Origin of the sequence: Burkholderia sp. EMB26 (assembly GCF_024730645.1) — a bacterium.
Classification (GTDB): domain Bacteria; phylum Pseudomonadota; class Gammaproteobacteria; order Burkholderiales; family Burkholderiaceae; genus Burkholderia; species Burkholderia cenocepacia.
Map to the genome: position 1 here is coordinate 1,000,059 of NZ_CP078070.1, position 26,261 is coordinate 1,026,319.

The window sequence follows — 26,261 nt, forward strand, 5'->3', positions numbered from 1 at the left end:
CACCTTATCACGCCTCGTCGCGCGACGGGGAGGGGCGCGCGGCCACCCGTGCGAGCGAGGTTTCGACGGCTTCGGCCAGCGCCGGCAACGACACCGGCGGCGTCGCGCGCTTCGCCGCGAGCGCGACCGCGCGGCGCGTCAGCAGCGCATACAGCGCCGCGTGATCGCCGCCGCGCGCCTCGAGCAGCGCGAGCTGGCGCTCGACGATGCCCGTGTCGCCGCGCGACACCGGGCCCGACAGCGCATTCGCGAGCCCCTTGTCGCGCGCGGTCTCGATCGTGCCGGCGAGCATCGGCAACAGCGCACGCAGCGCGGCGTCCTCGTCGAACCCGAGGCCGCGCCACAGCTCGACCGCTTCCGACAGCCCGCACAGCGCGAAGCTCGCCGCGTAGTGCGCGGCCGCGTGATACAGCATCCGGCCGCCGGCCGGGATCGACAGCGGATGGCAGCCGAGCGCGGCGGCAAGTCGCATCAGCGCCGCGTGCAGCGCGCCGTCCGCTTCGATCGTGACCGAGCAGCCGTCGATGCGCGCGAGGTCGGCGTCGGTGCCGCCGAACAGATAGAGCGGATGAAAGCCGCCCGTGGCCGCGCCTTGCTGCTTCGCCGGATCGAGCAGCGCGACCGCCGACGCGCCGCTGCAATGGACGAGCGCCTGACTGGCGGCGCGCGATGCGTCGAAGCGCAGTGCGGCGGCGCTCGACGCGAGATGATCGTCGGGCGTCGTCAGGAAGATCAGGTCGGCGGCGTCGACCACCTGCTGCGCGGTGTCGACCGCGCGGCAGCCGTCGATGCGCGCGGCGAGGCCGGCGGCCGACGCGGGTGTGCGGCTCGCGATCGCGACGACCGGGAAGCCGGCCTGCGCGAAGCGCTGCGCGACACAGCGCGCGAGGCGGCCGGCGCCGATGAAGCCGAGGCGGGGTGGGTCCGGAAGGGGCATGGCAGCGGATGTAAGCAAAAACGAAGCAACCGCCAGTATCGCAGGAATGACGGCGGTGTCGTGGAAGGCCGGTTGCGGAGCGGTCGCATGTATGAATTACCGGTAGGCGCGGCGATCTCTACGCAGGCCGACGGCCGATATCGCAGCGGCATCAGGATCATGGAATCCGACCCCGAAATGCCGCGCGCCTGCCTCCCGCTTGAAACGTCGGCATCTTGTCTCGAATTTGTAATCGTTCATTACGCATGCCGGCCGGTTGCACGCGCCGGATCCGGTAAGACTGACCGGCCGTCGTGTCGCGACCCGACTCCTCGGACGGAATCGCGCGACCCGCAAGGGTCATCGCCCGCACCGGGCGCCGCGCCGCGCGGCGGCTCCGGCCGCGTGCAATTGCAATTTGCAACAAATGCACGATACGCGCGGGGCGGGTTTTCGCTACATTGCTTGCATGCGACGTGCATGCCCGCCGTTGCCGACAGGAGCGCCTAAAATACCGCTCCAGCAGGAGAATCGAAGTGAAAAAGCTCATTCCGTTCATCGCCGCCGCCGCGCTGGGCCTGGGTGCCGCAAGCGCCGCGCAGGCTCACGTGTCGATCGGGGTCGGCATCGGTATCCCGGTCGCACCCGCGTATCCCGTCTATGCACCGCCGCCGCCCGTGTACTACGCGCCGCCGCCTCCGCCCGTGTACTACGCGCCCGCGCCGGCCTACTATGCGCCGCCGCCCGCCGTGGTCGTCGGCGGTTACTACGGTCGCCCGTACTGGCGCCATGGTTATGGCGGCTGGGGCCATCACGGCTACTGGCGTCGCTGATTCGCCCCGCGCGGCCTGACCGCGCGTGGCAAAACGGCGCAACGTCCCGCGAGGGGCGCTGCGCCGTTTTTCTTTGGGGGCTGCGATACCGTGCCCGGCTCGCGCAGGGCGGCCGCGATTACACCGCGTGCACGATCAGGTCGCGGTAGCCGCCGACGATCACGCTGTACGAGAAGTACGCGAACAGCAGCGCGGACGCGATGTGGCAGGCCCGCATCAGCCCGGCGCCCGCGCGCTTGCGGCCCTGGCTCGCGAGCGTGCACATGAACAGCGTCCATGCGAGGCCGCCGAGGAAGAAGCCCGACAGGAACACCGACGCGGTCGCCGGGGTGGTCGCACCGGCTTTCGCGATCAGCGCGCCGCCGACCGCCGCGAACCACAGGATCGCGCTCGGCGACGACATCGCGAGCAGCATCCCGCGCAGAAAGCTGCGCCGCGCGCTCGCCCGCGGCTGGGGGGCGTCGTCTGCTTCGTCGCCAGCCGCCTTGACCGGCGTCAGCGCTTCACGCGCCATCTTCCACGTGAGGAACAGCAGCACCGCGCCGCCGCCGATCCACACGATCCAGCGCACGGGTTCGAACTGCAGCAGCACGGCCATTCCCGCGAGCGCGAGCGCCGCATAGACGAGATCGCCGACGCACGACCCGAGGCCGAGCCAGAAGCCCGGCCGGAAGCCGTGCGATAGCGTGAGCGACAGCATCGCGACGTTCACGAGGCCGATGTCGAGACACAACGATAGCGACAGAAAGAATCCGTCGGACAGCATGGACGCGGGCGGAAAGCTCATCTTCTGGGTGCTTGCGGCGATTGCGATGCGCGAGCCGGCGGGCGCCGGCCGCCTGGCGTCAGAGGCCGATCTCCTGCCACAGCCGGTCGACACGCGCCTTCACGGCCGCGTCCATCTCGATCGGGCGGCCCCATTCGCGGCTGGTTTCGCCCGGCCACTTGTTGGTCGCGTCGAGCCCCATCTTCGAGCCGAGTCCGGCCACCGGCGACGCGAAGTCGAGATAATCGATCGGCGTGCTGTCGACCATCACAGTGTCGCGCACGGGGTCGACGCGCGTCGTGATCGCCCAGATCACTTCCTTCCAGTCGCGGATGTTCACGTCCTCGTCGACGACCACGATGAACTTCGTATACATGAACTGCCGCAGGAAGCTCCACACGCCGAACATCACGCGCTTGGCATGGCCCGCGTAGCTCTTCTTCATCTGGACGATGGCCATCCGGTAGCTGCAGCCTTCGGGCGGCAGGTAGAAGTCGGTGATTTCCGTGAACTGCTTCTGCAGCAGCGGCACGAACACCTCGTTGAGCGCGACGCCGAGCACCGCGGGTTCGTCGGGCGGCTTGCCCGTGTAGGTCGAATGGTAGATCGCGTCGCGGCGCATCGTGATGCGCTCGACGGTGAACACCGGAAACCACTCCTGCTCGTTGTAATAGCCGGTGTGGTCGCCGTACGGCCCTTCGAGCGCGTGCTCGTACGCGGCCGCCGCGTTGCCGGCCGGGCGCGGCGGCGCGCCGGCCGGAGCGGGGGCAGGGGCGCCGTCCTGCGGATGAATGAAGCCTTCGAGCACGATCTCCGCGCGCGCGGGCACCTGCAGCGTGTCGACGCCGGGCGTCAGGCACTTCGTGAGCTCCGTGCGACTGCCGCGCAGCAGGCCGGCGAACTGATACTCGGACAGCGAATCGGGCACCGGCGTCACCGCGCCGAGCGTGGTGGCCGGATCGGCGCCGAGCACGACCGCGACCGGATACGGCTTGCCCGGATTCTGCAGCGCGAACTCGCGGAAATCGAGCGCGCCGCCGCGGTGCGCGAGCCAGCGCATGATCAGCTTGTTGCGGCCGATCAACTGCTGGCGGTAGATGCCGAGGTTCTGGCGCGACTTGTTCGGCCCGCGCGTGACCGTCAGGCCCCACGTGACGAGCGGCCCCGCATCGCCGGGCCAGCAGGTCTGGATCGGCAGCTTGTTCAGGTCGACGTCCGCGCCTTCCCAGACGATCTCCTGGCACGGCGGCGACGACACCGACTTCGGCGCCATGTCCCACACCGCCTTCGCGAGCGACAGCAGCTTGCCGGCATCCTTCAGGCTCTTCGGCGGATCGGGTTCCTTCAGCGCGGACAGCAGGCGCCCGAGGTCGCGCAGCGAGCCGAGCGCGGCATCGTCGCCCGCATCGACGCCCATCCCGAGCGCGACGCGGCGCGGCGTGCCGAACAGGTTGCCGAGCACCGGGAATGCGTTGCCGGGCGGCGCGTTGAACAGCAGCGCGGGGCCGCCGGCGCGCAGCACGCGGTCGCACAGCTCGGTCATTTCGAGCACGGGCGACACGGGCTGCGTGACGCGCCGCAGTTCGCCGAGCGCCTCGAGGCGCTGAATGAAATCGCGTAAGTCTTTGTATTTCATGAAGAAGGTCCGGGCCGCCCGTATGCACGGGCAGCGATGGGCGGGCGCAGCGGCCGGCTGCGACCCCGAATCGACCGACGATTTTACCCGGGCAGCCGCGCGACCGCCCGGCGGAGAAAAAAGTCGACCGCGCGCAAACCCCCTACGGCACGGGGCTTGCGTTCTGAAGAGGGGTTTTAAATTACTTTTTGTTATAATTTCGAGGTTTTATAGTGTTGACGATCTATAAAACCCTGCTAGAATCCGCTCACATTGGTTGCAGGGTAAAAGGCTTCGAGCCGCCAATCACCGATCTTTGACGCAGCGCGTCACCGTCCGCCGAATCCTGCACGGCGTCTTCGACGGCCTTTGTCGTAGTCCCAGCCAGCGCCACCAGACGCTGGTTTTTTGCGTGGGTGCCACCGCGTATGCCCGCCTCGCCCAGTGTGCGAAGGCGCCGGCCCTCTTACACCGTGGCCTCGAACGGTACTTATACCGTTTCCCCGATGCTTGCGCGTCCCAACCAAGGCGTGCGGCGTCGTGATTCCGCGGCGCGTTTTCTGTCTCGCCATCGAGCTGAGCGAGCCGCACGAGTCATGTTCATGGGAGATGATCTGAATGAACGCTTGGTTATCGTGGCGTCCCACTGAGCAGCATGCGCAAATCGTGCGCAACTTGCTGCGTCGCGGGACGCGTGTCAGTCACCATCTATTCAGCGTTGTCGGCTGTTTCGCTGTCGCGGTTGCGCTTGCACTGTGGCTGCTGCCAACCGTCCGCGGCACGCTCGCCGCGAAGCTGATGCCGGTCGTATCCGCGGCCGTGCAGGCCGGTCCGGCCCGTCTGCTGTCCGGCCATCCGCTGCCGAACTTCGCGCCTGCCGGTGCGCAGCCGCAGCAGGACGACGCGCCCGAAACGGATGCGCTTGCGGTCGGCCTCGATGTCGCACCGGAAGCCGCCGCGCAAGGCGTCCAGGGTGATGCGTCCGATCCGGCCCGCAACGGTCCGTCGCCGGTCGCACTGGCCAAGCTGATTCCGATCCAGCGCGTGGCGGCCGATGCCCGCGACGATCGCGCGCTCGCGTCGAACCGGGAACAGGCGCTCGTCGCCACGTATTTGTCGCGCCGTTACCGCGTCGCCCAGGAGCCGCTCGGCCAGCTCGTCAAGGCGGCGTTCCAGACCGGTCGTGACGTCGGCCTCGATCCGCTGCTGCTGCTGTCCGTGATGGCGATCGAGTCGGGCTTCAACCCGTACGCCGAAAGCGGCGTCGGCGCGAAGGGCCTGATGCAGGTGATGTCGAAGGTCCATTCCGACAAGTTCGAGTATTTCGGCGGCACCGACACCGCACTGCAACCGCTCGCGAACCTGCAGGTCGGCGCACTCGTGCTGAAGGACTGCATCGCGCGCGGCGGCTCGCTCGCGAACGGCCTGCGCCTGTACAACGGCTCGACGAATCCCGACGACAACGGCTACGGTTCGAAGGTGATGGCCGAGCGCGGCCGCCTGCGCGACGTCGCGCGTGGCCGCAGCGTGCCGATCAACGCACCGCAGGCGCCCGCGCAACCCGCGAAGCCGATCGTCACCGCCGCAGCCGTGACGGCCGCGGCAGGCGGCGCGAAGCGCGTGCATGCGACGCTCGACGGCGCGACGACGGTCAAGGCAGCGCCGAAGGAAGCGGCCCCGCAGGACGACGCGAGCGTCGATACCGCGAAGCAGTCGCACGGCGATCATTCGGAGCTCGGCGCGTAACGTCGCGTTCCGGGCGGCTCCGGTTGGCGCAGATGAAGCGCAGGTGAAGAAAAGGCACCCGATTCGGGTGCCTTTTTCTTTTGCGGTGCGGGAAGCGGCCGGCGTGCTCGCCGCGGCGTCAATGCTCGCCGAACAGCGTCGCGAGCCGGTCGACGGCCTCTTCGAGCCGCGAGTAGGCCGTCGCATAGGACAGGCGGATATAGTCGCGCGGGGCATGGACGCCGAAGTCCATGCCCGGCACCAGCACCACGCCTGCGTCGTGCAGCATCGCCTGCGTGAGCGCGGCGCTGTCGCCGGCCGCCGGGTGGGCGACGCCGCCGCAATGCGCATACACATAGAACGCGCCGTCCGGCATCACCGGCACCGTAAAGCCGAGCCGCTCGAGCGCCGGTGCGATGAAATCGCGGCGGCGCTTGAATTCGAGCCGGCGCGTTTCGTAGATGTCGAGCGTGGCCGGTTCGAAGCAGGCGAGCGCCGCGTGTTGAGCGAGGGCGGACGGGCAGATGAACAGGTTCTGCGACAGCTTCTCGAACGTGCCGACGAGGGCGGGCGGCACGACGAGCCACCCGAGCCGCCAGCCGGTCATGCTGAAATACTTCGAGAAGCTGTTCACGGTGATCACGTCGTCGCCGAACGACAGCGCCGACACGGGGGCGGCGTCGTAGCTGAGCCCCTGGTAGATCTCGTCGACGATCGTGAAGCCGCCGCGTGCGCGCACTGCTTCGACGATCCGCTTCAGTTCGTCCGGTTCGAGCGACGTGCCGGTCGGGTTCGACGGCGACGCGAGCAGCACGCCGCGCGTGCGCTCGTTCCAGTGCGTGCGGACGTCGTGCTCGGTGAGCTGGAAGCGCGCGTCCGGGCCGCTCGGCACGAGCACCGGACGGCCTTCGGCCGCCGCGACGAAGTGCCGGTTGCACGGGTATGACGGGTCGGGCATCAGCACTTCGTCGTCGCGGCCGACCAGCGCGAGGCACGCGAGCAGCAGCGCGGCCGATGCGCCGGCCGTCACGACGATCCGCTCGGGGCTGATCGTGAGGCCGTACGCGTGTGCATAGTGCGCGGCGATCGCCTCGCGCAGCGGCGCAATCCCGAGCGCGCTCGTGTATTGCGTGACGCCGCGGCGCAGCGCGGCCGCCGCGGCCTCGACCACCGGCTCCGGCGCGGTGAAATCCGGCTCGCCGATGCCCATGTGGATAACATCGCGCCCCAAGGACTCGAGCCGCTGTGCCTCCTTCATCAGTTCCATCACATGAAAGGGCTGGATCGCGTCGACGCGTGCGGCGAGCGTGACGAGCGAATCGGCGGTGGTATTCATCGGCGGGCAGGGCGGAGGGAGAAAGGAATGAAAAACGGGCGCTTGCGCGCCCGTGGACCAACCAACGGTATCAGCCGTTGCGACGCGCCTGCGTTTCGGCGGGGCGCAGCTTCGCGGCCAGCTTGTCGAGCACGCCGTTCACGTACTTGTAGCCGTCGGAGCCGCCGAACGTCTTCGCGAGTTCGACGGCTTCGTTGATGATCACGCGGTACGGCGTTTCGACGTGGTGCGTGAGCTCGAACGTCGCGATCAGCAGCACCGCGCGTTCGACCGGCGACAGCTGATCGATCGGACGGTCCAGCGACGGCGCCAGCGCTTCGACGAGCGTCGCATGCTCGCGGATCACGCCGTGCAGGATCGCTTCGAGCAGTTCCTTGTCAGCCTTGTCGTAACCGAGCGCGCCGCGCAGTTGCGCGTCGATCTCGCCGGAGGGCGCGTTCGACAGCAGCCACTGATACAGGCCCTGCGTCGCCAGCTCGCGCGATTGTCGGCGGGCGCTCTTCTTCATGCGCGCTCCTCTTCGTCGTCTTCGTCTTCCTCTTCGTCCTCGTCGTCGCCGAGCTGGTCGAGCGCCATCGTCAGGTTGGCCATCTCGACGGCCACGCGTGCGGCGTCACGACCCTTTTCGGTCATGCGCGCGACGGCCTGCTCGTCGTTTTCGGTGGTCAGGACCGCGTTCGCGATCGGCAGGTTGAAGTCGAGGCCGATGCGGGTGATGCCCGCGCCGCTCTCGTTCGACACGAGTTCGAAGTGGTAGGTCTCGCCGCGGATCACCGCGCCGAGCGCGATCAGCGCGTCGAACTGGCCGCTTTCGGCGAGCTTTTGCAGCGCGAGCGGGATTTCCAGCGCGCCGGGCACCGACACGAGCAGCACGTCTTCACCGGTGACGCCGAGGCGCTCCAGTTCTTCGACGCACGCGTCGGCGAGGCCGTTGCACACGGGTTCGTTGAAGCGCGATTGCACGATGCCGATACGCAGGCCGTCGCCTTCGAGATTCGGTTGGTATTGTCCGATTTCCATGATCTGGTCCGTGGTGTGGATGAACGGTTATAGGGCGAAAGCGCCGTGGCGGGTTACGCGTGGGACGCCGGGCAGGACTTGGCTTCGCCGCCGGGCATCGGAATGAAGCCCGTGACTTCGAGGCCGTAGCCGGACATGCTGCCCAGCTTGCGCGGATTCGACAGCACCTGCATCTTGCCGACGCCGACATCGCGCAGGATCTGCGCGCCGATGCCGAACGTCTTGAAATCGACCGGCCGGCGCTTGAGCGCAGCGGCCTTTTCTTCCTCGTCGAACGCCTTGAAGACGTCGATCAGGTGTTCCTTCGTATCGCCGCAATTGAGCAGCACGATCACGCCGAGGTCGCGCTCCGCGATGTCGCGCATCGCGGCGTCGAGGGTCCACGAGTGGGTCGACACGCCCGTTTCGAGCAGGTCGAGCACCGACAGCGGCTCGTGCACGCGCACCGGCGTATCGACGTCGGGCGACGGGGCGCCGCGCACCAGCGCGATGTGCGGCGAGCCGCTCGGCTGGTCGCGGTACAGCACCGCGCGGAACGTGCCGTGCGCGGTCTGCATCGTGCGCTCGGCGATCCGCTCGATGATCGATTCGGTGCGGCTGCGGTACTGGATCAGGTCGGCGATCGTGCCGATCTTCAGGTTGTGTTCCTTCGCGAATTCGATCAGGTCCGGCAGGCGCGCCATCGTGCCGTCGTCCTTGATGATCTCGCAGATCACCGCGGCCGGCGTGAGGCCCGCGAGCGCGGTGAAGTCGCAGCCGGCCTCGGTGTGGCCGGCGCGCACGAGCACGCCGCCCGGCTGCGCCATGATCGGGAACACGTGGCCCGGCTGCACGATGTGCTCGGGGCGCACGTCGTGCGCGACCGCCGTGGCGATCGTGTGCGCCCGGTCGGCGGCCGAGATGCCGGTCGTCACGCCTTCGGCCGCTTCGATGCTGACCGTGAACGCGGTGCCGTACTGCGTGCCGTTGCGGTAGGTCATCAGCGGCAGGTGAAGCTGCTTGCAGCGTTCCTGCGTCAACGTCAGACAAACCAGGCCGCGGCCGTACTTGGCCATGAAGTTGATCGCTTCCGGTGTGACGAATTCGGCGGCGATCACGAGGTCGCCCTCGTTTTCGCGGTCTTCTTCGTCGACCAGGATCACCATCCGGCCGGCTTTCAGCTCGGCGATGATGTCGAGCGTGGAGGCGAGCGTCATAAGGGGGCGAGAAAGAGGAAAGTGCGTATTTTACGCCAGCCGGACGGCGTTTCGGCTGGCGCGGGCCGCGCGGGGCCCGCGCGTGCTCCGGAAAGCGCTGCGGCCGGCCTGCGCGCGGGCGCGGACGGTTGCGGGCCGGGCGTCACGCTTGCTCGTTGCGCCCGCCGAGGTAGTCCAGCTTGCCGAGCTCGACGCCGCTGTGGCGCAGGATGTCGTACGCGGTCGTCACGTGGAAGAAGAAGTTGGGCAGCACGAAGTTCAGCAGGTACGACTGGCCGGTGAACTCGATCGGGCCGACGCGCATCTTCAGCACGATCTGGCGCGTCTCGCTGCCGTCGATCTGTGCGGCGTCGAAGCTTTTCAGGTAGTCGATCGTCTTCTGGATGCGCGCATGCAGCTCGTCGAAGCTCTGCTCGACGTCCGGGTAGCTCGGGATCTCGGCGCCGGCGAGCCGCGCGGCGCAGCCCTTCGCCGTGTCGGTCGCGATGTAGACCTGACGGACGAGCGGCAGCATGTCCGGGTAGAGGCGTGCGCCGATGAATACCGACGGGTCGATCTGCTTTTCGGCCGCATGCGCCTGCGCCTTGCCGAGGATGTGCTGCAGGTTGGTGAGGCCGCGGATCAGGACGGGCAGCGAAGCCTGGTACATCGAGATGGACATGGGGACGAACTCCTGTGGGAAGAGGCGCGGCCGCGATGCGGCGCGTCGTGCGTGGCGGCGTGGAAACCGCTGTCGACGCATCTTAGCGCGACGGCATGACCCGTGCGCGTCGTTGGCTGTTCGGCCAGGTGTCGGCTGGCCCGACGGCCATCGACCGGACGCGATTCCGATGCAAGCGTGTCGGATGGCCGGCGACGGAGTGGCACGGCACGAAGTAGGGCGGGATCCCTGCTCGGCGCGGCCTGCTCGGCCGACGCCGACGATTGATGCGGCGGCCGGCCGCACCGTCGGCCGTCATTCCCTGTACAGGACGCGGCGGCGCTGCCCGGTCAGTCCTGATGCACGCCCTGCGACGCCGACAGCATCCGCTCCACATAGCGCGCGATCATGTCGACTTCGAGGTTGACCTTGTCGCCGGCCTTCACGTGGCGCAGCGTCGTGACGTCGACCGTATGCGGAATCAGGTTGATCGAGAATTCGCAGCCGTCCGCGCGATCGTCGACCGCATTCACGGTCAGGCTCACGCCGTTCACCGTGATCGAGCCCTTGTACGCGAGATAGCGGCCGAGTTCGCGCGGCGCGACGATTCGCAGTTCGTGCGACTCGCCGACCGGCGCGAAGCGCGACACGGTACCGAGTCCGTCCACATGGCCCGATACGATATGCCCGCCAAGGCGGTCGTGCGCGCGCAGCGCCTTCTCGAGGTTCACCTCGCCGGGCTGCGCGAGGCCGACCGTCCGGTTCAGGCTTTCGCGCGACACATCGACGTCGAACGTGGTGTCGGTCTTCTCGATCACCGTCATGCATGCGCCCTGGATCGCGATGCTGTCGCCGAGCACGACATCGGCCAGGTCCAGCCCGCCGGCCTGCACGGTCAGGCGCACACCGGCGTCGGCCGACGTGCCGAGCGGGGTGATCGATTCGATGCGGCCGACGGCCGCGACAATTCCGGTAAACATCGTGACGATTCCGTTCAGTGAGAGGCGTCGGGCGGCGCGATACGCGCGAGGATCCGCAGATCGTCGCCGATCCGCTCGATACCGTGGAACGACAACCGGGTACGTGCATCGAGACTGGCCGGCGCGGCGAGATCGAACATGCCGGCCGCGTCGGCGCCCAGCAGGCTCGGCGCCAGATACACCAGCAATTCGTCGACGCACCGTTCGCGCAGCAGCGAACCGTTCAGCTTGTGGCCGGCCTCGACGTGCAGTTCGTTGACGCCGCGCGCGCCGAGCGCCGCCAGCATCGCGGGCAGGTCGACCTTGCCGTGCGCATTCGCGAGCGGCACGATTTCCGCGCCGCGCGACTTCAGCACGTTCGCGCGTAGTTCGCCTGCGGCGTCGAGCCGGCCGCAGAAGATCAGCAGCGGCGCGCCTTCGAGCAGCCGCGCGTCGAGCGGCAGGTCGAGGCGGCTGTCCACCAGGATGCGTTGCGGCTGACGCGGCGTGTCGATGCCGCGCACGGTCAGCAGCGGATTGTCCTCGCGCACGGTGCCGATGCCGGTGAGGATCGCGCACGCGCGGGCGCGCCATGCGTGGCCGTCGAGGCGCGCGGCCTCGCCGGTGATCCACTGGCTTTCGCCGGACGGCAGCGCGGTGCGGCCGTCGAGCGACGCGGCGGTCTTCATCCGCACCCACGGGCGGCCGCGCGTCATCCGCGACACGAAGCCGATGTTCAGTTCGCCGGCCTCATGCGCGAGCAGCCCGCAGCGCACGTCGATGCCGGCGTCGCGCAGCATTCCGAGGCCGCGCCCCGACACCTGCGGGTTCGGGTCTTCCATCGCCGCGACCACCTTCGCGACGCGCGCGTCGATCAGCGCGTTCGCGCACGGCGGCGTGCGGCCGAAATGGCTGCACGGTTCGAGCGTCACGTAGACGGTCGAGCCCGCGACGTCGTAGCCGCGCGAGCGCGCGTCCTTCAGCGCCTGGACTTCCGCGTGGTCCTGGCCGGCCGGCTGCGTGAAGCCTTCGCCGATCACGTCGCCGTCCTTGACGATCACGCAGCCGACGCGCGGATTCGGCGCGGTCGTGTACATGCCGCGCGCGGCGAGCGCGAGCGCGCGCTGCATGTGGGCGAAATCGGTATCCGAGAACATGCGCGCGGCCTCGGGTCAGGCGGCGAGGGCCGCGAACGCGCGGCGCGCGGCCGCGAGCGTCGCGTCGATCACCGCGTCGTCGTGCGTGCTCGACACGAAGCCGGCTTCGTACGCGGACGGCGCGAAGTACACGCCCTCGTCGAGCATCAGGTGGAAGAAGCGGTTGAAGCGCGCGACGTCGCTCTTCGTGACTTCCGCGAAGCTGGTCGGCACGCGCTCGGCGAAGTACAGGCCGAACATCGCGCCGATCGAGTCGGCCGCGAACGGCACGCCGGCCGCGCGCGCTTCCGCCGCGAGGCCGGCGGCGAGCCGCTTCGTCTGCGCGGTGAGCGCGTCGTAGAAGCCGGGCGCCTGGATCAGTCGCAGCGTCTTCAGGCCCGCGGCGACCGCGATCGGGTTGCCCGACAGCGTGCCGGCCTGGTAGACGCCGCCGAGCGGCGCGAGGTGGGCCATGATGTCGCGGCGGCCGCCGAACGCGGCGGCCGGCATCCCGCCGCCGATCACCTTGCCGAGGCAGGTGAGGTCGGCCGCGATGCCGTAGTACGCCTGCGCGCCGCCGAGCGCGACGCGGAATCCGCACATCACCTCGTCGAAGATCAGCACGGCGCCGTGCTTCGTGCACAGCGCGCGCAGCGCGTTCAGGAATTCGGGCGTGCCGCGCACGAGGTTCATGTTGCCGGCGACCGGCTCGACGATCACCGCGGCGATCTCGTCGCCGAACGCGCCGAAGGCTTCTTCCAGCGCGGCGACGTTGTTGTATTCGAGGACGGTCGTGTGCTTCGCGATGTCGGCGGGCACGCCGGCCGACGTCGGATTGCCGAACGTCAGCAGGCCCGAGCCGGCCTTGACCAGCAGGCTGTCCGCGTGGCCGTGGTAGCAGCCTTCGAACTTGACGATGCGGCTGCGGCCCGTGAAGCCGCGCGCGAGACGCAGCGCGCTCATCGTCGCCTCGGTGCCGCTCGACACCATCCGCACCTGCTCGATCGACGGCACGAGCTTGCAGATTTCCTCCGCGATCTCGATCTCGGCTTCGGTCGGCGCGCCGAACGAGAAGCCGTCGGCGAGCACGTTCTGCACGGCCGACAGCACTTCCGGATGGACGTGGCCGACGATCATCGGGCCCCACGAGCCGATGTAGTCGATGTACTGCTTGCCGTCGGCGTCCCAGAAATACGGGCCTTGCGCACGCGCGACGAAGCGCGGCGTGCCGCCGACCGAACGGAAGGCGCGCACCGGCGAGTTGACGCCGCCGGGAATGGTCTTCTGGGCGCGTTCGAAGAGGATCTGATTGTTGGACATGGGCGAAACCTGCGAGAGAAGGGCGCGGAGGCCTGTGCACGGGCCGCGGCGCCTGGGCGGAACGATCGTCCGATTGTACCGGAGACACGCGTGGCAGGCCCGCGGGCCGGTCTGCGGCCTTTCGGCGCGCGGGGAGTCGGCCGCGCGAAAAAGGGCGCGCGGGATTCGACCCGGTTTTTGGCTATCGCGGCGGCTTGCGCTTGCCGGTCAACTCGGCCCAGCGCTTTTCGAGCGGACCTTCGACCATCGGCTTGATCGACGTGCCGGACGTCTGTGCATCCCAGGTCTGTACCGAATACGGGTGAACGCGCAGCGCGTCGCGCGCGATCACGACGTCCTGGTGCGCATCGACCAGCCAGTCGTACACGAAGTCGATGCACAGCCGGTAGCCGCGCTTCGTCGACGGATCGGGCACCTCGTACGGCGCGCGCGTCACGTAGCCGGAGCCGAATACACCCTTGGGCTCCTTCGCGACGCGGTGCAGGAACACGCGGTCGCCCGGCAGGATGCCGCGCGCGAAGCCGCAACCCCACACGTCATGCACGGCCTCGCCGGCCTTCACGCGCGCGGCGACGTCGGGCAACTCGGGCCACGGCCATTTCTTGGGGCTCCAGATCAGCAGGAAAGCGGTCATCGGTTCGGTCGTACGTCGAATGGGTCAGACAAGAGAAACGAGCAGCAGCAAGCTTAATCGAATCCGCCCGCGCGTTCGTCCGGCAAACGGCAGGCGTGGGCGTCGCCGCGCCCGCCGCCGGACGCGGCCCGAGGCAGGCAAAAAAGTTGCGCGTACAATCATGGGCCTGAACGCGCCGCTTGCGGCGCGGCTTCCCGTCTTCACCGCCACGCGCGCCCCGATGCGCGCGGGCTCCCATTCCGGATACCCATGTCCCACGTCGTCCGGCGCCGGCCCGATGCCCGGCTGATCCTGTTGCTCGGCGCGCTCGCGGCCTGCGGGCCGATCGCCACCGACATGTACCTGCCGAGCCTGCCGTCGATCGCCGGCAGCTTCTCCGTGAGCCCCGGCGCCGCGCAGCGCACGCTGACCAGCTTCATGGCGGGCTTCTCGATCGGCATGCTGCTGTACGGCCCGCTGTCCGACACGTGGGGCCGCCGTCCCGTGCTGCTCGGCGGGATCGCGCTGTTCACGCTCGCGAGCATCGGCTGCTTCGTGTCGGGTTCGATCGACATGCTGATCGTCGTGCGCTTTCTGCAGGCGCTCGGCGCCGGTGCCGCGTCGGTGCTCGCGCGGGCGATCGCGCGTGACGCGCACGAGCCGAGCGACGCGGCGAAGGTGTTGTCGATGGTCGCGATCGTCACCGCGGTCGGGCCGCTGCTCGCGCCGCTGATCGGCGGCCAGATCCTGCGCTTCTCCGGCTGGCGCGGCGTGTTCGTCGTGCTGGCCGTGTTCGGCGCGATCTGCGCGACGACCGCGTACTTGCGCGTGCCCGAAACCTGGCCGAAGGAGCGGCGCAAGAGCGCGGCCGTGCTCGCGTCGTTCGCGTCGTACGGGCGCATCCTGTCCGACCCCGTCGCATGGGGGCACATGCTGTGCGGCGGGATGGCGTTCGCGTCGATGTTCTCGTACATCACCGCGACGCCGTTCGTGTACATCGAGTATTTCCACGTGTCGCCGCAGCACTACGGGCTGCTGTTCGGCCTGAACGTCGTCGGGATCATGATCGGCAACTTCGCGAATACGCGCCTCGTCGGCCGCATCGGTTCGCTGCGCATCATCGCGGCCGCGTCGCTCGTGAGCTGCATAGCGTCGCTCGCGGTCGCGCTCGTCGCGCTGACGGGGTGGGGCGGGCTGTGGTCGATCGTCGTGTGCCTGTTCTTCGTCGTCGGCGTGGTCGGGATCCTGTCCGCGAACTGCACGACCGACCTGATGCACCGCTATCCGCACAACGCGGGCGCGTCGGCGGCCGTGTTCGGCGCGATGCAGCTCGCGCTCGGTGCGCTGGCGAGCATCGCGATCGGCGCGCTCGCGGACGGCACGCCGTTCGCGATGGGCGTGACGATCGGCGTTTGCGGCGTGCTGTGCTTCGCCGGGCGCTATCTCGTGCTGCGCTGGCACGGCCGGCCGGTGAAAGCGGGCGCCTGAGCCGCATCGCCCGGCGGGCCGCACGATGAAAAACGCCACCGCGCGCGATGCGCCGGTGGCGTTGTTCGTCGGGACGCGTGAAGCGGCGGACGCCGCGCGATGCGTCAGTCCCGCGCGACGTCCTTCGCCGCCGGCGACGCGCCGTGGCTCAGCCAGTCGAGCACGTCGGCCGTTTCGTCGTCGCTGGCGCGCGCCTTCGCCTGGGCAACGGCCTCGGGCAGCTCGCCGTTCGTCGACGCGCGACGGATCGCGACGCCGACCGCGAGGATGTCGATCATCAGCAGATGCAGGATCCGCGAGATCATCGACAACTGCGACTCGCGCATCTCGATGTGGTCGGTCTCGAGCGCGACGGTCGCGCGCTTCGCGAGCGGCGTGTTGCTCGACGTGATCGCGATCACCTTCGCGCCGGCCTGCATCGCGACGTCGAGCACGCGCAGCAGCTCGGGCGCGCGGCCCGACTTCGACACCGCGACGATCACGTCGCCCTTGCCGAGCAGCGCGGCCGACGCGGCCTGCATGTACAGGTCGCCGTACGCGATCGTCGGAATCCCGAAGCGGAAGAACTTGTAGTGCGCGTCCTGCGCGACGATGTTCGAGTTGCCGAGCCCGTAGAACTCGATGCGGCGCGCGCCGTTCAGGATCTCGATCGCGTTCTCGACGTGCTCGAAATTCAGGTGCTCGCGCAGTTGCAGGATCGCGGACACCGTGTTGTCGAGCACCTTCGCGCCGAAGTCGGTGGCCGTGTCGCCGAGATGCACCTGGCTGTGGCTCATCGGGATCGTGCCGGTGAGCCCGGTGGCGAGCTTCAGCTTGAAGTCCGACAGCCCCTGGCAGCCGAGCGAGCGGCAGAAGCGGATCACGGTCGGCTGGCTCACGTCGGCCTTGCGCGCGATGTCGACGATCGGATCGTTGATGATCGAGCGCGGATGGTTCAGCGCGAGATCGGCCACGCGGCGCTCGGCTGGCGTCAGCGCGTCGCGCATCTGGCGGATCCGCTCGAACACGGCCGACGACGCACCGCCGGAGCGGTTCGACAACTGCTCCGCGAGAATCGCCGACACGCCGAGGAACGCCGGGTATTCGGCGGTGATCAGGTAGGTCGGGATGTTCTCGAGATAGTGCGTGAAGCGACCCTTCGCCTCGAAGCGCGCGCGGAACGACGAGCGCGTGAACAGCTCGCCCAGCTTCAGCGCGACGCCGCCGCCGATGTACACGCCGCCGAGCGCGCCGAGCGTCAGCGCGACGCTGCCCGCGAACGCGCCGAGAATCCCGCAGAAGCATTCGACCGTCTCGAGCGCGAGCGCGTCGCCCGCATGCGCGCGCTCGACGATCTCGACCGTGTCGACGGTCGCGGCGACACGTTTCTTGTCGCGCGCGGCGAGCGCGCGATAGATGATCTCCATGCCGGGGCCCGCGCACACGCGTTCGAACGACACGTGCGGAAACTTCTTGCGCGCGTACTGCAGCACCAGATCCTCGCGCTCGTCCTGCGGCGCGAACGATGCGTGGCCGCCTTCGCTGCCGAGCGCGATCCAGCGGTCGTCGGCCGGAATCAGCCCCGACACGCCGAGCCCGGTGCCCGGCCCGAGCAGGCCGATCACGCTGTTCTGGCGGCGCGTGCCGCCGCCGATCTGCACGCGCTGCGCGTCGGTCAGGCCCGGCAGCGCCATCGCGAGCGCGGTGAAGTCGTTGACGACCAGCAGCGTGTCGAAGCCGAGCGCGCGGCGCGTCGCCTCGATCGAGAAGCTCCAGTCGTGGTTGGTCATCGTGACCTGGTCGCCGTCGACCGGATTTGCGATCGCGATCGCCGCGTGGTTCACGCGGCTGATCTTCACGTCCTTCAGGTATTTGCGGATCGCGTCGGTGAGCGTCGGATAGTCGGCGCCGGGATAGACGCGGATCTGCGTGATCTCGCCGGGGCCGGTTTCCAGCGCGAAGCGCGCGTTGGTGCCGCCGACGTCCGCGAGCAGGCGCGGGCCGTCGGCATGCTGACCCGCGACGACCGCCTTACTTTGCGCACCAGTAGACATCGAGCTGGGTCCCCTTGTCGTTGGCCAGTTGGGAAATCGCGTTCTTTTGCAGCGACGCGGCCGCGGCGTCGAGCACGTCGCGTTTGCGGGCGCCCGCGATCAGCAGGAACAGCCGGTCGACGCGCTTGAGCGCATCGAGCGAAAAGCTCACGCGGGCATGCGGCGCCGCGCCCGGATGCACGGCGACGAAGCGCTCGGGCGTCGTGATCGCGTGGTCCCATTCGGGTGCGTCGGCGAAGATCGACGCGGTGTGGCCGTCCTCGCCCATGCCGAGCACGGCGACGGACGGCACGCGGTAGTCGGGGTTCGCGTTCAACGCGGCGACGTGCGCGTCGAGCGTGCTGCGCGTGTCGACGAGCGGCAGGAAGCGGGCAGGGGCCGCCGCGTGCTGCAGCAGCGTGTCGCGCACGAGTTGCGCATTGCTGGCCGCGTCGTCGTCCGGCACCCAGCGGTCGTCGACCAGCGTGACGTCGACGCCGGCCCAGTCGAGCGCCGCATGCGACAGCGTGTGCAGGAACGGGCGCGGGCTGGTGCCGCCGGACACCGCGAGCGTCGGGCGCGCGGGGCCGGCGAGCGCCGCGCGCAGCGCGTCGCCGACGGCGCGCGCGAGCGCTTCGCTTTGCGCTTCCTGGGTGTCGAAAGCGTGGATCTCGATCACATCTCCTCCGGACTGCTTTGTCTGTTCAAATCGTACGAATCGTGGGGCACGTTGCCGCGTACGGTGGCGTACGCGGCAACGGTCTGCATCAGTTTTCTTCTTCGAGCCAGCAGGTGTCGTGCTGCGCGAGCATCGCGCTCGACGCGGCCGGCCCCCACGTGCCCGCCGCGTACGGCTTCGGCGGCTTCAGCGTGCGCGCCCATTCGTTCAGGATCGGCTCGACCCACTGCCATGCGGCCTCCTGTTCGTCGCGCCGCACGAACAGGGCGAGCCGGCCGTTGATCACGTCGAGCAGCAGGCGCTGGTACGCCTCCATCTGCCCTTCCTTGAAGAACTGGTCGAACGCGAGGTCGAGGTGCACGCTCGCGAGGTTCATCCCTTCGCCCGGCTGCTTCGCGAGGCAGTACAGGCGGATCGTCTCGTTCGGCTGCAGCCGGATCACGAGACGGTTCGAACCGGGGCGCAGCGCGGTCGGGCCGAGCGCCGAATGCGGCACCGGGCGGAAGTTGACGACGATCTCCGCGACGCGGTCGGCCAGACGCTTGCCGGTGCGCAGGAAGAACGGCACGCCGGCCCAGCGCCAGTTCTCGATCTCGACCTTCAGCGCGACGAAGGTCTCGGTCTGGCTGTCGGGCTTCACGCCCGGCTCGGTCGCGTAGGCCGGCACCTGCGCGCCCTTGATCACGCCCGCATGATACTGGCCGCGCACCGCGACCTTGCCGATGTCGCGCGGATCGACCGGCTTCAGCGCGCGCAGCACGCGCAGCTTCTCGTCACGCACCGAGTCGGAATCCATCGAGTGCGGCGGCTCCATCGCGACGATCGACAGCAGCTGCAGCAGGTGGTTCTGCACCATGTCGCGCAGCGCGCCCGTATTGTCGTAGAAATCGCCGCGCGCCTCGACGCCGAGCTCTTCCGCGATCGTGATCTGGATGCTCTCGACCCATTCGCGGCGCCACAGCGGCTCGAACAGCGCGTTGCCGAAGCGCAGCGCGAGCAGGTTCTGTACCGGCTCCTTGCCGAGGTAGTGGTCGATCCGGTAGATCTGGCCTTCCGCGAAGATCTCGCCGACCGCGTCGTTGATCGCGTTCGACGACTTCAGGTCGTAGCCGAGCGGCTTCTCGAGCACGATGCGCGAGCCTTCGTTCAGGCCGACCGACGCGAGCGCCTTGCAGATCGGCACGAACAGCGACGGGCCGGTCGCGAGATAGAACACGCGGATGCCGGGCAGCGATGCGATCGCGTCGCGCAGCACGACGTAGTCCTCCGCACGGCCGAGATCGAGCTTCACGTATTCGATGCGCTCGAGAAACGACTTCCATGCCGCGTCGTCGAACGCGTTGCCGGCCGCCTTCGCCGCATGCGGCTTCACGTGCGTATCGACCCATTCGAGATAGCCTGCCCGATCCGATTCGTGCCGCGCGACGGCCACGATCCGGCCGCCGTCCGCCAGCATGTTCGCGCGGTGCGCTTCGAACAGCGCGGGCAGGATCTTGCGCATCGACAAATCGCCGGTGCCGCCGAAAAGTACGAAGGTAAAGCTGGAATCGGTATGCATGTGTCTCCGCCGTGTTGGGGGTGCTGGGAAGCGATCCGTAGTGCGATAAAAATATTTTTGACACTGAATTGTAGTTTAACTACAATCCGCCGCAAGGGGTAGCACCTGGGTGAAGAAAAAAAGAAGTGCGGTCGATGAACTGCGCGAGCTTCGCCTTCGGGAACGCCTTGTGCCGAATGGTATCGGACATTGACGGAGCGCATCATCGCGCGCCGTCGCCCCCGGGCTCGCGCCGCGGCATCGCGGTGGGCCAGAAACACAAAGAGGAGACACGCCGTTGAATCTCGATTCACGCTTTCTGTAAGAGCCCGGCCGGTCATCGGCCCCGTACGCTGCATGCGTCCCGCGGCTCGATTTCCCCGTCGTTTATCAAGAAGCCGGTTCCCCGTCGGGGAACCTCACGAGTTGATTCAGTCTGGAGGAGATAAGTAATGAAAGTTCGCTCGATCATGGGCGCGCTCTGCGCCGCGGGTCTGATGGCTGGCGCCGTGGCGGCGCAGGCAGCCGAGAACGTAACCGTGCTGCACTGGTGGACCTCGGGCGGCGAGTCGAAGGCCGTCGGCGTGCTGAAGGACGACCTGCAGAAGCAGGGCTACGTGTGGAAGGACTTCGCGGTCGCGGGCGGCGCTGGCGCCGCGGCGATGACCGCGCTGAAGACCAAGGTGATCAGCGGCGATTCCCCGTCGGCCGCGCAGATCAAGGGCCCGCTGATCCAGGACTGGGCTGACCAGGGCGTGCTCGTCAACATTGATTCGGCCGCCGGTGACTGGAAGCAGAACCTGCCGCCGGAAATCGACAAGATCATCAAGTACAAGGGCCATACGGTCGCCGCGCCGTTCTCGGTGCACCGCGTCAACTGGCTGTACATCAACAAGGCCGCGCTCGACAAGGTCGGCGCGAAGGTGCCGACCACCTGGCCCGAATTCTTCGCGGTGGCCGACAAGCTGAAGGCCGCGGGCATCCAGCCGGTCGCGATGGGCGGCCAGCCGTGGCAGGACCTGACGCTGTGGGAAGACGTCGTGCTGTCGCAGGGCCCGGCGTTCTACAAGAAGGCGCTGGTCGACCTCGACCAGGCGACGCTGACGTCGCCGCAGATGCTGTCGGTGTTCGACACGGTGCGCAAGATCCAGGGCTACTTCGACACCGGCCGTAACGGCCGCGACTGGAACCTCGCGACCGCGATGGTCATCAACGGCAAGGCCGGCATGCAGTTCATGGGCGACTGGGCGAAGGGCGAGTTCGAGAACGCCGGCAAGAAGGCGGGCAAGGACTACGTCTGCGCGCCGGTGCCGGGCACCGCGAATTCGTACACGTTCAACGTCGATTCGTTCGTGTTCTTCCAGCAGAAGGGCGAGAAGAACGCGACGCCGGGCCAGCTCGCGCTCGCGAAGACGATCATGACGCCGGACTTCCAGGAGCAGTTCAGCCTGCTGAAGGGCTCGGTGCCGGTGCGTCTCGGCGTGAAGATGGACAAGTTCGACGACTGCGCGAAGAAGTCGTATGCCGACGAGCAGACCGCGATCAAGTCGGGCGGCTTCGTGCCGTCGCTCGCGCACGGCATGGCGCAAGGCGACGCGACCGCCGGCGCGATCACCGACGTCGTGACGAAGTTCATGAACTCGCAGCAGGATTCGAAGAGCGCGGTCGCCGCGCTCGCGAAGGCCGCGAAGGTCAAGTAACGCGCGCCAGGCGCCCGGCCGGACACGCTTCATCGGCCGGGCGTTTTTGCATGTGCAGCAAACGGGCTCGCCCGCGGGTCCGTGCCGTACCCGGCGCCGGCCCGGCCTGCGCCGCCCTCGTTCCAGGAGTCGAATCAAGTGGCTGCCCCTCTTAGCGGAAACGGATCCGGCGCTGCCGCCGCACGGCGTACGTCGCCGATGTCGGCCTTCGCCGATCGCTGGATCCCGAAGCTCGTGCTCGCGCCGAGCGTCGCGATCGCCGTGGTGTTCATCTACGGCTTCATCCTGATTACCGGCTATCTGTCGCTGACCCGCTCGCGGCTGTTGCCCAACTACGAATTCGACGGCTTCGGCCGTTACACGGACCTGTTCCAGAACGACGTGTGGTGGACCTCCGCCGCGAACCTCGGCTGGTTCGGGATTCCGTTCATCGCGATCTGCGTCGGGCTCGGGCTGTTCCTCGCGATCCTGCTCGACCAGCGGATCCGCAACGAAGGCGCGCTGCGCGCGATCTTCCTGTACCCGATGGCGCTGTCGTTCATCGTCACCGGCACCGCGTGGCAGTGGATCCTGAACCCGGGCCTCGGCCTCGAGAAGGTGATGCACGACTGGGGCTGGACGAGCTTCTCGTTCGGCTGGCTCGACGATCCGGACAAGGCGATCTTCTGCGTGGTGATCGCGGCCGTGTGGCAGTCGACCGGCTTCGTGATGGCGCTGTTCCTCGCGGGGCTGCGCGGCGTCGACGGCGAGATCTTCAAGGCCGCGCAGGTCGACGGCGCGACGCTGCCCACCATCTACCGCAAGATCGTGATCCCGAGCATGCGCCCGGTGTTCTTCTCGGTGCTGCTGATCCTCTGCCACATCACGATCAAGACCTTCGACCTCGTCGTCGCGCTGACCGCGGGCGGCCCGGGCACGTCGTCGTCGCTGCCGGCCATGTTCATGTACACGTTTTCGTTCAACCGCGGCCAGCTCGGGCTCGGCGCGGCGTCCTCGGTGATGATGCTCGCGACCGTGGTCGCGGTGCTGGTGCCGCTGATGTATATGGAATCGAGGAGCACCCGCAATGCAGCCTAAGATGACGATCAGCCGGGCAGTGATCTATGCGGCACTGATCCTGTTCGCGCTGTATTTCCTGTTTCCGATCTACGTGATGCTGTCGACGTCGTTCAAGGACCTCGACCAGCTGCGCACCGGCAACCTGCTGACGCCGCCCACCACGTGGACCGTCGAGCCGTGGGTGAAGGCCTGGAGCGGCGCCTGTACCGGCGTGCGCTGCGACGGGATGAAGCCGTTCTTCCTGAACTCGCTGCAGATGGTGATCCCGGCCGTGCTGATCTCGTCGCTGATCGGCGCGTTCAACGGCTACGTGCTCACGCACTGGCGCTTTCGCGGCGCGGACGCGCTGTTCACGATGATGCTGGTCGGCTGCTTCATTCCGTTCCAGGTGATCCTGCTGCCGATGGCGCGCCTGCAGGGGATGCTCGGCCTCGCCAACACGATTCCGGGCCTCGTGTTCGTGCATGTCGTGTACGGGATCGCGTTCACGACGATGTTCTTCCGCAACTTCTACGTGAGCGTGCCGGCCGAACTCGTGAAGGCCGCGCGCATCGACGGCGCGGGCTTCTTCACGATCTTCACGAAGATCCTGCTGCCGGTGTCGCTGCCGATCTTCATGGTGTGCCTGATCTGGCAATTCACGCAGATCTGGAACGACTTCCTGTTCGGGATCGTGTTCTCCGGCGTCGATTCGATGCCGATCACGGTCGCGCTGAACAACCTCGTCAACACGTCGACGGGCGTGAAGGAATACAACGTCGACATGGCCGGCGCGATCATTGCCGCGCTGCCGACGCTGCTCGTCTACATCGTCGCCGGCCGCTACTTCGTGCGCGGGCTGACGGCAGGCGCGGTGAAGGGGTAAGCGCGGCTTCATCCGATACGACGAACCGGCCGCGCAGGACGCGCGGCGCATCGAAACGAACCCGACGCGGCGCCCGAGCGCGCCGCGCGAGACGAGACAGAGGATTCACAGCATGGCAAGCCTTTCCATCCGTGACGTGTACAAGACCTACCCGAACGGGGTGCCGGTCCTGAAGGGTGTCGACATCGAGATCGAGGACGGACAGTTCCTGATCCTGGTCGGCGGCTCGGGCTGCGGGAAATCGACGCTGCTCAACATGATCGCCGGGCTCGAGACCGTCACGAGCGGCGAGATCTGCATCGACGGCAAGGTCGTCAACGACCTGTCGCCGAAGGATCGCGACATCGCGATGGTGTTCCAGTCGTACGCGCTGTATCCGTCGATGACGGTGCGCGAGAACATTTCGTTCGGGCTGAACATCCGCAAGGTGCCGAAGAGCGAGCAGCAGCAGATCGTCGACCGCGTGTCGGCGATGCTGCAGATCCAGCACCTGCTCGACCGCAAGCCGGGCCAGCTGTCGGGCGGCCAGCGGCAGCGCGTCGCGATGGGCCGCGCGCTCGCGCGCGATCCGTCGCTGTTCCTGTTCGACGAACCGCTGTCGAACCTCGACGCGAAGCTGCGCATCGAGATGCGCGCGGAAATCAAGCTGCTGCACCAGCGTCTCGGCACGACGATCGTCTACGTGACGCACGACCAGATCGAGGCGATGACGCTCGGCGACCGGATCGCGGTGATGAAGGACGGCGTGGTCCAGCAGTTCGGCGCGCCGCAGGAGATCTACGATTCGCCGTCGAACCTGTTCGTCGCGGGCTTCATCGGCGCGCCGCCGATGAACTTCATCAACGGCAAGCTGGTCGAGCAGGGCGGCGGAATCGCGCTCGAGATCGACACGGGCCTCGCGCGCAGCGCGCTGATCCTGCCGTTCGACGCGGCGAAGCTGAAGTCGCACGTCGGCCGCGAGGTGATCCTGGGCCTGCGTCCGGAACGCATCACCGACGCACGCAACGCGCACAACGGCGAGGCGTCGAACCTGCAGCCGATCGACGTGCGCGTCGACGTGACCGAGCCGACCGGGCCGGACACGCACGTGTTCGCACAGGTGAACGGCAAGCGGATCGTGAGCCGCGTGCATCCGGCCGCGAACCCGCAGCCGGGGCAGACGCAGTCGCTGCTGTTCGACGTGTCGAAGGCCGTGCTGTTCGATCCGGCATCGGAAGAGCGGATCGCGTGACGCGGCGCTTGCGTTGAACGAAACAGAAAGGGGCCGTATCGAACGGCCCCTTTTTTCGTTTCGGCGCTGCGGCTGACGCGTCCGCGGACGCGTCGGTCAATGCGGCAATCGCACGTCGAACTTGAACGTCGCGAGCCGCGCGACGAGGATGAAGCCGGTCGCGAGCAGCACGCTGTACACCGAGTCGAACTGCAGCCACACGAGCAGCAGGTAGAACCAGCAACCGACGAACGCGCAGGTCGCGTACGGCCGCGAATCACGCAGGATCAGCGGAATGTCGTTGCACAGCACGTCGCGGACGATCCCGCCGACCACGCCGGTAATCACGCCCATCATCACCGCGATGAAGCGCGGCATCTCGGCGTCGAGCGCGATCGCCGTGCCCGAGATGCTGAAGATGCCGAGCCCGATCGCATCGGCGATCAGCAGCAGCCGTTCGGCCGACAGCCGCGACAGCATGCGCAGCACGAACGGCGCGAACAGCGCGAGCACGAAGATCGCGATCACGTAGTCGTCGTGCACGACCCAGTAGAACGGCCGGCGCTCGAGCAGGATGTCGCGCAGCGTGCCGCCGCCGAACGCGGTCGCGAGCGCGACGACGAACGTGCCGACCGAATCGAGACGGTTCTTGCGCGCCTCGATGAACCCCGAAATCGCGAAGGCCAGCGTGGCGATCGCCTCCAGTACCGCGATCGCGAGCGTCAGCCTAGGATGCGGCACGCGGCCCCCGGTCGGCCGGCGCCGCGTGCGGCTGCAGCAGCACGAGCACCGCGCCCGCGCCGCCGTCGTGGCCGCGCGCCTCGCAGAATGCGATCACTTCTTCCTTCTGCACGAGCCATGCGCGCACCTTGCCCTTCAGCACGGGTTCCTTGCCGATCGAGCCGAGCCCCTTGCCGTGGATCACGCGCAGGCAGCGCAGCCCTTTCTTGCCGGCTTCGCGGATGAATTCGGCGAGCGCATCGCGCGCCTCGTCGCGCCGCATCCCGTGCAGATCGATCTGCGCCTGCACGATCCACGCACCGCTTCTCAGCTTGCGCACGACGTCGCGGCTGATGCCGGGGCGGTGGTAATACAGCGAGTCGTCGCTGTCGAGCAGCGTCTCGGGATCGAATTCGTCGGACAGCGTCGCGTTCAGCACGGCTTCCTCGTCGCGCTGCGTCTGTTTCGGCACCGGGTCGGGCGGCATGCGGCCGGACGACGCGCGCGGCGGCGCGTTCAGCGGCCGGATCGTGCCGATTTCGTTGCGGAACAGGTTCGCGTCGGCTTCCGCCTTGCGCTCGGCCTGCGCGGCTTCGATGCGCGCGCGTTCGCGACGGTCGGCTTCGCCTTGCAGCGACTTGCGCAACGCGCCGAGGCCCGCGAGGCCCTGGCCGCGCAACGCGGCCGCATCGAGGGCGGGCGGCGGCGCCTCGGGCGCCGGGGTCACGGGACGGGCAGCGATCTTCCGCTTCGCGGGATCGCTCGGATGGGGCTGGTTCTTCGCCATGATTCGATAACAGGGCAGGCGCGTTCGGGCGCGCGGGCACAAAAAAGCCGCTGCGCGGCGGCAGCGGCTTTCCGGTCGAGCCCGCTTCGCGGCAGCGGACGCCATTGTAGCGCCCGCCGCGAAAAGGCT

The 26,261-nt window shown here is 68.1% G+C and carries 24 protein-coding genes; 7 read left to right on the plus strand and 17 right to left on the minus strand.

Annotated elements, in window-relative coordinates:
- Nucleotides 1-7: 7 nt before the first annotated feature.
- Nucleotides 8-937 carry a Rossmann-like and DUF2520 domain-containing protein gene (locus tag KU887_RS04715; RefSeq protein ID WP_080330726.1) on the minus strand — a complete coding sequence of 310 codons (930 nt, stop codon included), beginning with the start codon at nt 935-937 and terminating at the stop codon, nt 8-10.
- A gap of 515 nt (nt 938-1,452) precedes the next feature.
- Here KU887_RS04715 and KU887_RS04720 point away from each other — a divergent pair.
- Nucleotides 1,453-1,749 carry a hypothetical protein gene (locus tag KU887_RS04720; protein WP_006488565.1) on the plus strand — a complete coding sequence of 99 codons (297 nt, stop codon included), beginning with the start codon at nt 1,453-1,455 and terminating at the stop codon, nt 1,747-1,749.
- A 118-nt stretch (nt 1,750-1,867) separates the two neighbouring features.
- Here KU887_RS04720 and KU887_RS04725 read toward each other — a convergent pair whose 3' ends face one another.
- Both KU887_RS04725 and KU887_RS04730 read right to left on the minus strand, forming a co-directional pair.
- Nucleotides 1,868-2,536: a LysE family translocator gene (locus KU887_RS04725; RefSeq protein WP_048985380.1), complete on the minus strand. Its 669-nt coding sequence runs from the start codon at nt 2,534-2,536 to the stop codon at nt 1,868-1,870.
- 58 nt (nt 2,537-2,594) lie between these two features.
- Nucleotides 2,595-4,151, minus strand: a complete 1,557-nt coding sequence (locus KU887_RS04730) for a UbiD family decarboxylase (protein WP_258254835.1) — start codon at nt 4,149-4,151, stop codon at nt 2,595-2,597.
- 597 nt (nt 4,152-4,748) lie between these two features.
- Between KU887_RS04730 and KU887_RS04735 the strand changes: the two genes are divergently transcribed.
- Complete coding sequence (locus KU887_RS04735) at nt 4,749-5,876, plus strand: lytic transglycosylase domain-containing protein (RefSeq protein WP_006484250.1); 1,128 nt, start codon at nt 4,749-4,751, stop codon at nt 5,874-5,876.
- 118 nt (nt 5,877-5,994) lie between these two features.
- Here the strand turns inward: KU887_RS04735 and KU887_RS04740 are convergent, their stop codons facing one another.
- From KU887_RS04740 to KU887_RS04780, 9 genes are all read right to left on the minus strand, one after another.
- Entirely contained in the window at nt 5,995-7,191 is a 1,197-nt protein-coding gene (locus tag KU887_RS04740; RefSeq protein ID WP_258254837.1) for a pyridoxal phosphate-dependent aminotransferase, read from the minus strand.
- 70 nt (nt 7,192-7,261) lie between these two features.
- Nucleotides 7,262-7,699, minus strand: coding sequence for a transcription antitermination factor NusB (gene nusB, locus KU887_RS04745; RefSeq protein ID WP_006476662.1), 438 nt, complete (start codon nt 7,697-7,699; stop codon nt 7,262-7,264).
- Nucleotides 7,696-8,211, minus strand: coding sequence for a 6,7-dimethyl-8-ribityllumazine synthase (gene ribH / locus KU887_RS04750; protein WP_006476661.1), 516 nt, complete (start codon nt 8,209-8,211; stop codon nt 7,696-7,698). The genes nusB and ribH overlap by 4 nt, the downstream gene beginning before the upstream one ends.
- 53 nt (nt 8,212-8,264) lie before the next feature.
- Entirely contained in the window at nt 8,265-9,407 is a 1,143-nt protein-coding gene (gene ribBA, locus KU887_RS04755) for a bifunctional 3,4-dihydroxy-2-butanone-4-phosphate synthase/GTP cyclohydrolase II (protein WP_006496602.1), read from the minus strand.
- Nucleotides 9,408-9,549: 142 nt separating this feature from the next.
- The gene (locus KU887_RS04760; protein WP_006484244.1) at nt 9,550-10,068 is read right to left on the minus strand and encodes a DUF1993 family protein; all 519 of its coding nucleotides are present in this window, start codon (nt 10,066-10,068) and stop codon (nt 9,550-9,552) included.
- A 329-nt stretch (nt 10,069-10,397) separates the two neighbouring features.
- A complete protein-coding gene (locus KU887_RS04765) occupies nt 10,398-11,027 on the minus strand; it encodes a riboflavin synthase (RefSeq protein WP_258254841.1) in 630 nt (209 codons plus the stop codon).
- A gap of 14 nt (nt 11,028-11,041) precedes the next feature.
- Nucleotides 11,042-12,163, minus strand: coding sequence for a bifunctional diaminohydroxyphosphoribosylaminopyrimidine deaminase/5-amino-6-(5-phosphoribosylamino)uracil reductase RibD (gene ribD / locus KU887_RS04770; RefSeq protein WP_006496600.1), 1,122 nt, complete (start codon nt 12,161-12,163; stop codon nt 11,042-11,044).
- A gap of 15 nt (nt 12,164-12,178) precedes the next feature.
- A complete protein-coding gene (gene hemL / locus KU887_RS04775; protein ID WP_200061512.1) occupies nt 12,179-13,462 on the minus strand; it encodes a glutamate-1-semialdehyde 2,1-aminomutase in 1,284 nt (427 codons plus the stop codon).
- Between the two features lie 181 nt (nt 13,463-13,643).
- Entirely contained in the window at nt 13,644-14,096 is a 453-nt protein-coding gene (locus tag KU887_RS04780; protein WP_006484248.1) for a hypothetical protein, read from the minus strand.
- Between the two features lie 249 nt (nt 14,097-14,345).
- Between KU887_RS04780 and KU887_RS04785 the strand changes: the two genes are divergently transcribed.
- Nucleotides 14,346-15,563 (plus strand): Bcr/CflA family multidrug efflux MFS transporter, encoded by a 1,218-nt coding sequence (locus tag KU887_RS04785; protein ID WP_069352422.1) that lies wholly within the window; start codon nt 14,346-14,348, stop codon nt 15,561-15,563.
- Nucleotides 15,564-15,667: 104 nt separating this feature from the next.
- On the opposite strand, the gene KU887_RS04790 is transcribed toward KU887_RS04785, so the two are convergent.
- The 3 genes from KU887_RS04790 to zwf all read right to left on the minus strand — a co-directional run bounded on the left by KU887_RS04790 (nt 15,668) and on the right by zwf (nt 19,812).
- A complete protein-coding gene (locus tag KU887_RS04790) occupies nt 15,668-17,596 on the minus strand; it encodes a bifunctional transcriptional regulator/glucokinase (protein ID WP_006484254.1) in 1,929 nt (642 codons plus the stop codon).
- Nucleotides 17,574-18,254, minus strand: coding sequence for a 6-phosphogluconolactonase (gene pgl, locus KU887_RS04795; protein WP_060266543.1), 681 nt, complete (start codon nt 18,252-18,254; stop codon nt 17,574-17,576). Before pgl ends, KU887_RS04790 begins: the two co-directional genes overlap by 23 nt.
- 88 nt (nt 18,255-18,342) lie before the next feature.
- On the minus strand, nt 18,343-19,812 hold the full coding sequence (gene zwf, locus KU887_RS04800; protein ID WP_006491174.1) for a glucose-6-phosphate dehydrogenase: 1,470 nt from the start codon (nt 19,810-19,812) through the stop codon (nt 18,343-18,345).
- Between the two features lie 431 nt (nt 19,813-20,243).
- On the opposite strand from zwf, the gene KU887_RS04805 reads away from it, so the two are divergent.
- The 4 genes from KU887_RS04805 to KU887_RS04820 all read left to right on the plus strand — a co-directional run bounded on the left by KU887_RS04805 (nt 20,244) and on the right by KU887_RS04820 (nt 24,646).
- Nucleotides 20,244-21,491: an ABC transporter substrate-binding protein gene (locus KU887_RS04805; RefSeq protein WP_006491170.1), complete on the plus strand. Its 1,248-nt coding sequence runs from the start codon at nt 20,244-20,246 to the stop codon at nt 21,489-21,491.
- Nucleotides 21,492-21,629: 138 nt separating this feature from the next.
- Nucleotides 21,630-22,568: a carbohydrate ABC transporter permease gene (locus KU887_RS04810; RefSeq protein WP_011544827.1), complete on the plus strand. Its 939-nt coding sequence runs from the start codon at nt 21,630-21,632 to the stop codon at nt 22,566-22,568.
- The gene (locus tag KU887_RS04815) at nt 22,558-23,415 is read left to right on the plus strand and encodes a carbohydrate ABC transporter permease (protein ID WP_006496594.1); all 858 of its coding nucleotides are present in this window, start codon (nt 22,558-22,560) and stop codon (nt 23,413-23,415) included. Before KU887_RS04810 ends, KU887_RS04815 begins: the two co-directional genes overlap by 11 nt.
- Before the next feature lie 112 nt (nt 23,416-23,527).
- Nucleotides 23,528-24,646, plus strand: a complete 1,119-nt coding sequence (locus tag KU887_RS04820; protein ID WP_006496593.1) for an ABC transporter ATP-binding protein — start codon at nt 23,528-23,530, stop codon at nt 24,644-24,646.
- A 96-nt stretch (nt 24,647-24,742) separates the two neighbouring features.
- Here the strand turns inward: KU887_RS04820 and KU887_RS04825 are convergent, their stop codons facing one another.
- Both KU887_RS04825 and KU887_RS04830 read right to left on the minus strand, forming a co-directional pair.
- A complete protein-coding gene (locus KU887_RS04825) occupies nt 24,743-25,366 on the minus strand; it encodes a trimeric intracellular cation channel family protein (RefSeq protein WP_006491172.1) in 624 nt (207 codons plus the stop codon).
- Nucleotides 25,353-26,132: a Smr/MutS family protein gene (locus tag KU887_RS04830; protein WP_006496592.1), complete on the minus strand. Its 780-nt coding sequence runs from the start codon at nt 26,130-26,132 to the stop codon at nt 25,353-25,355. The genes KU887_RS04825 and KU887_RS04830 overlap by 14 nt, the downstream gene beginning before the upstream one ends.
- Nucleotides 26,133-26,261 lie beyond the last annotated feature (129 nt).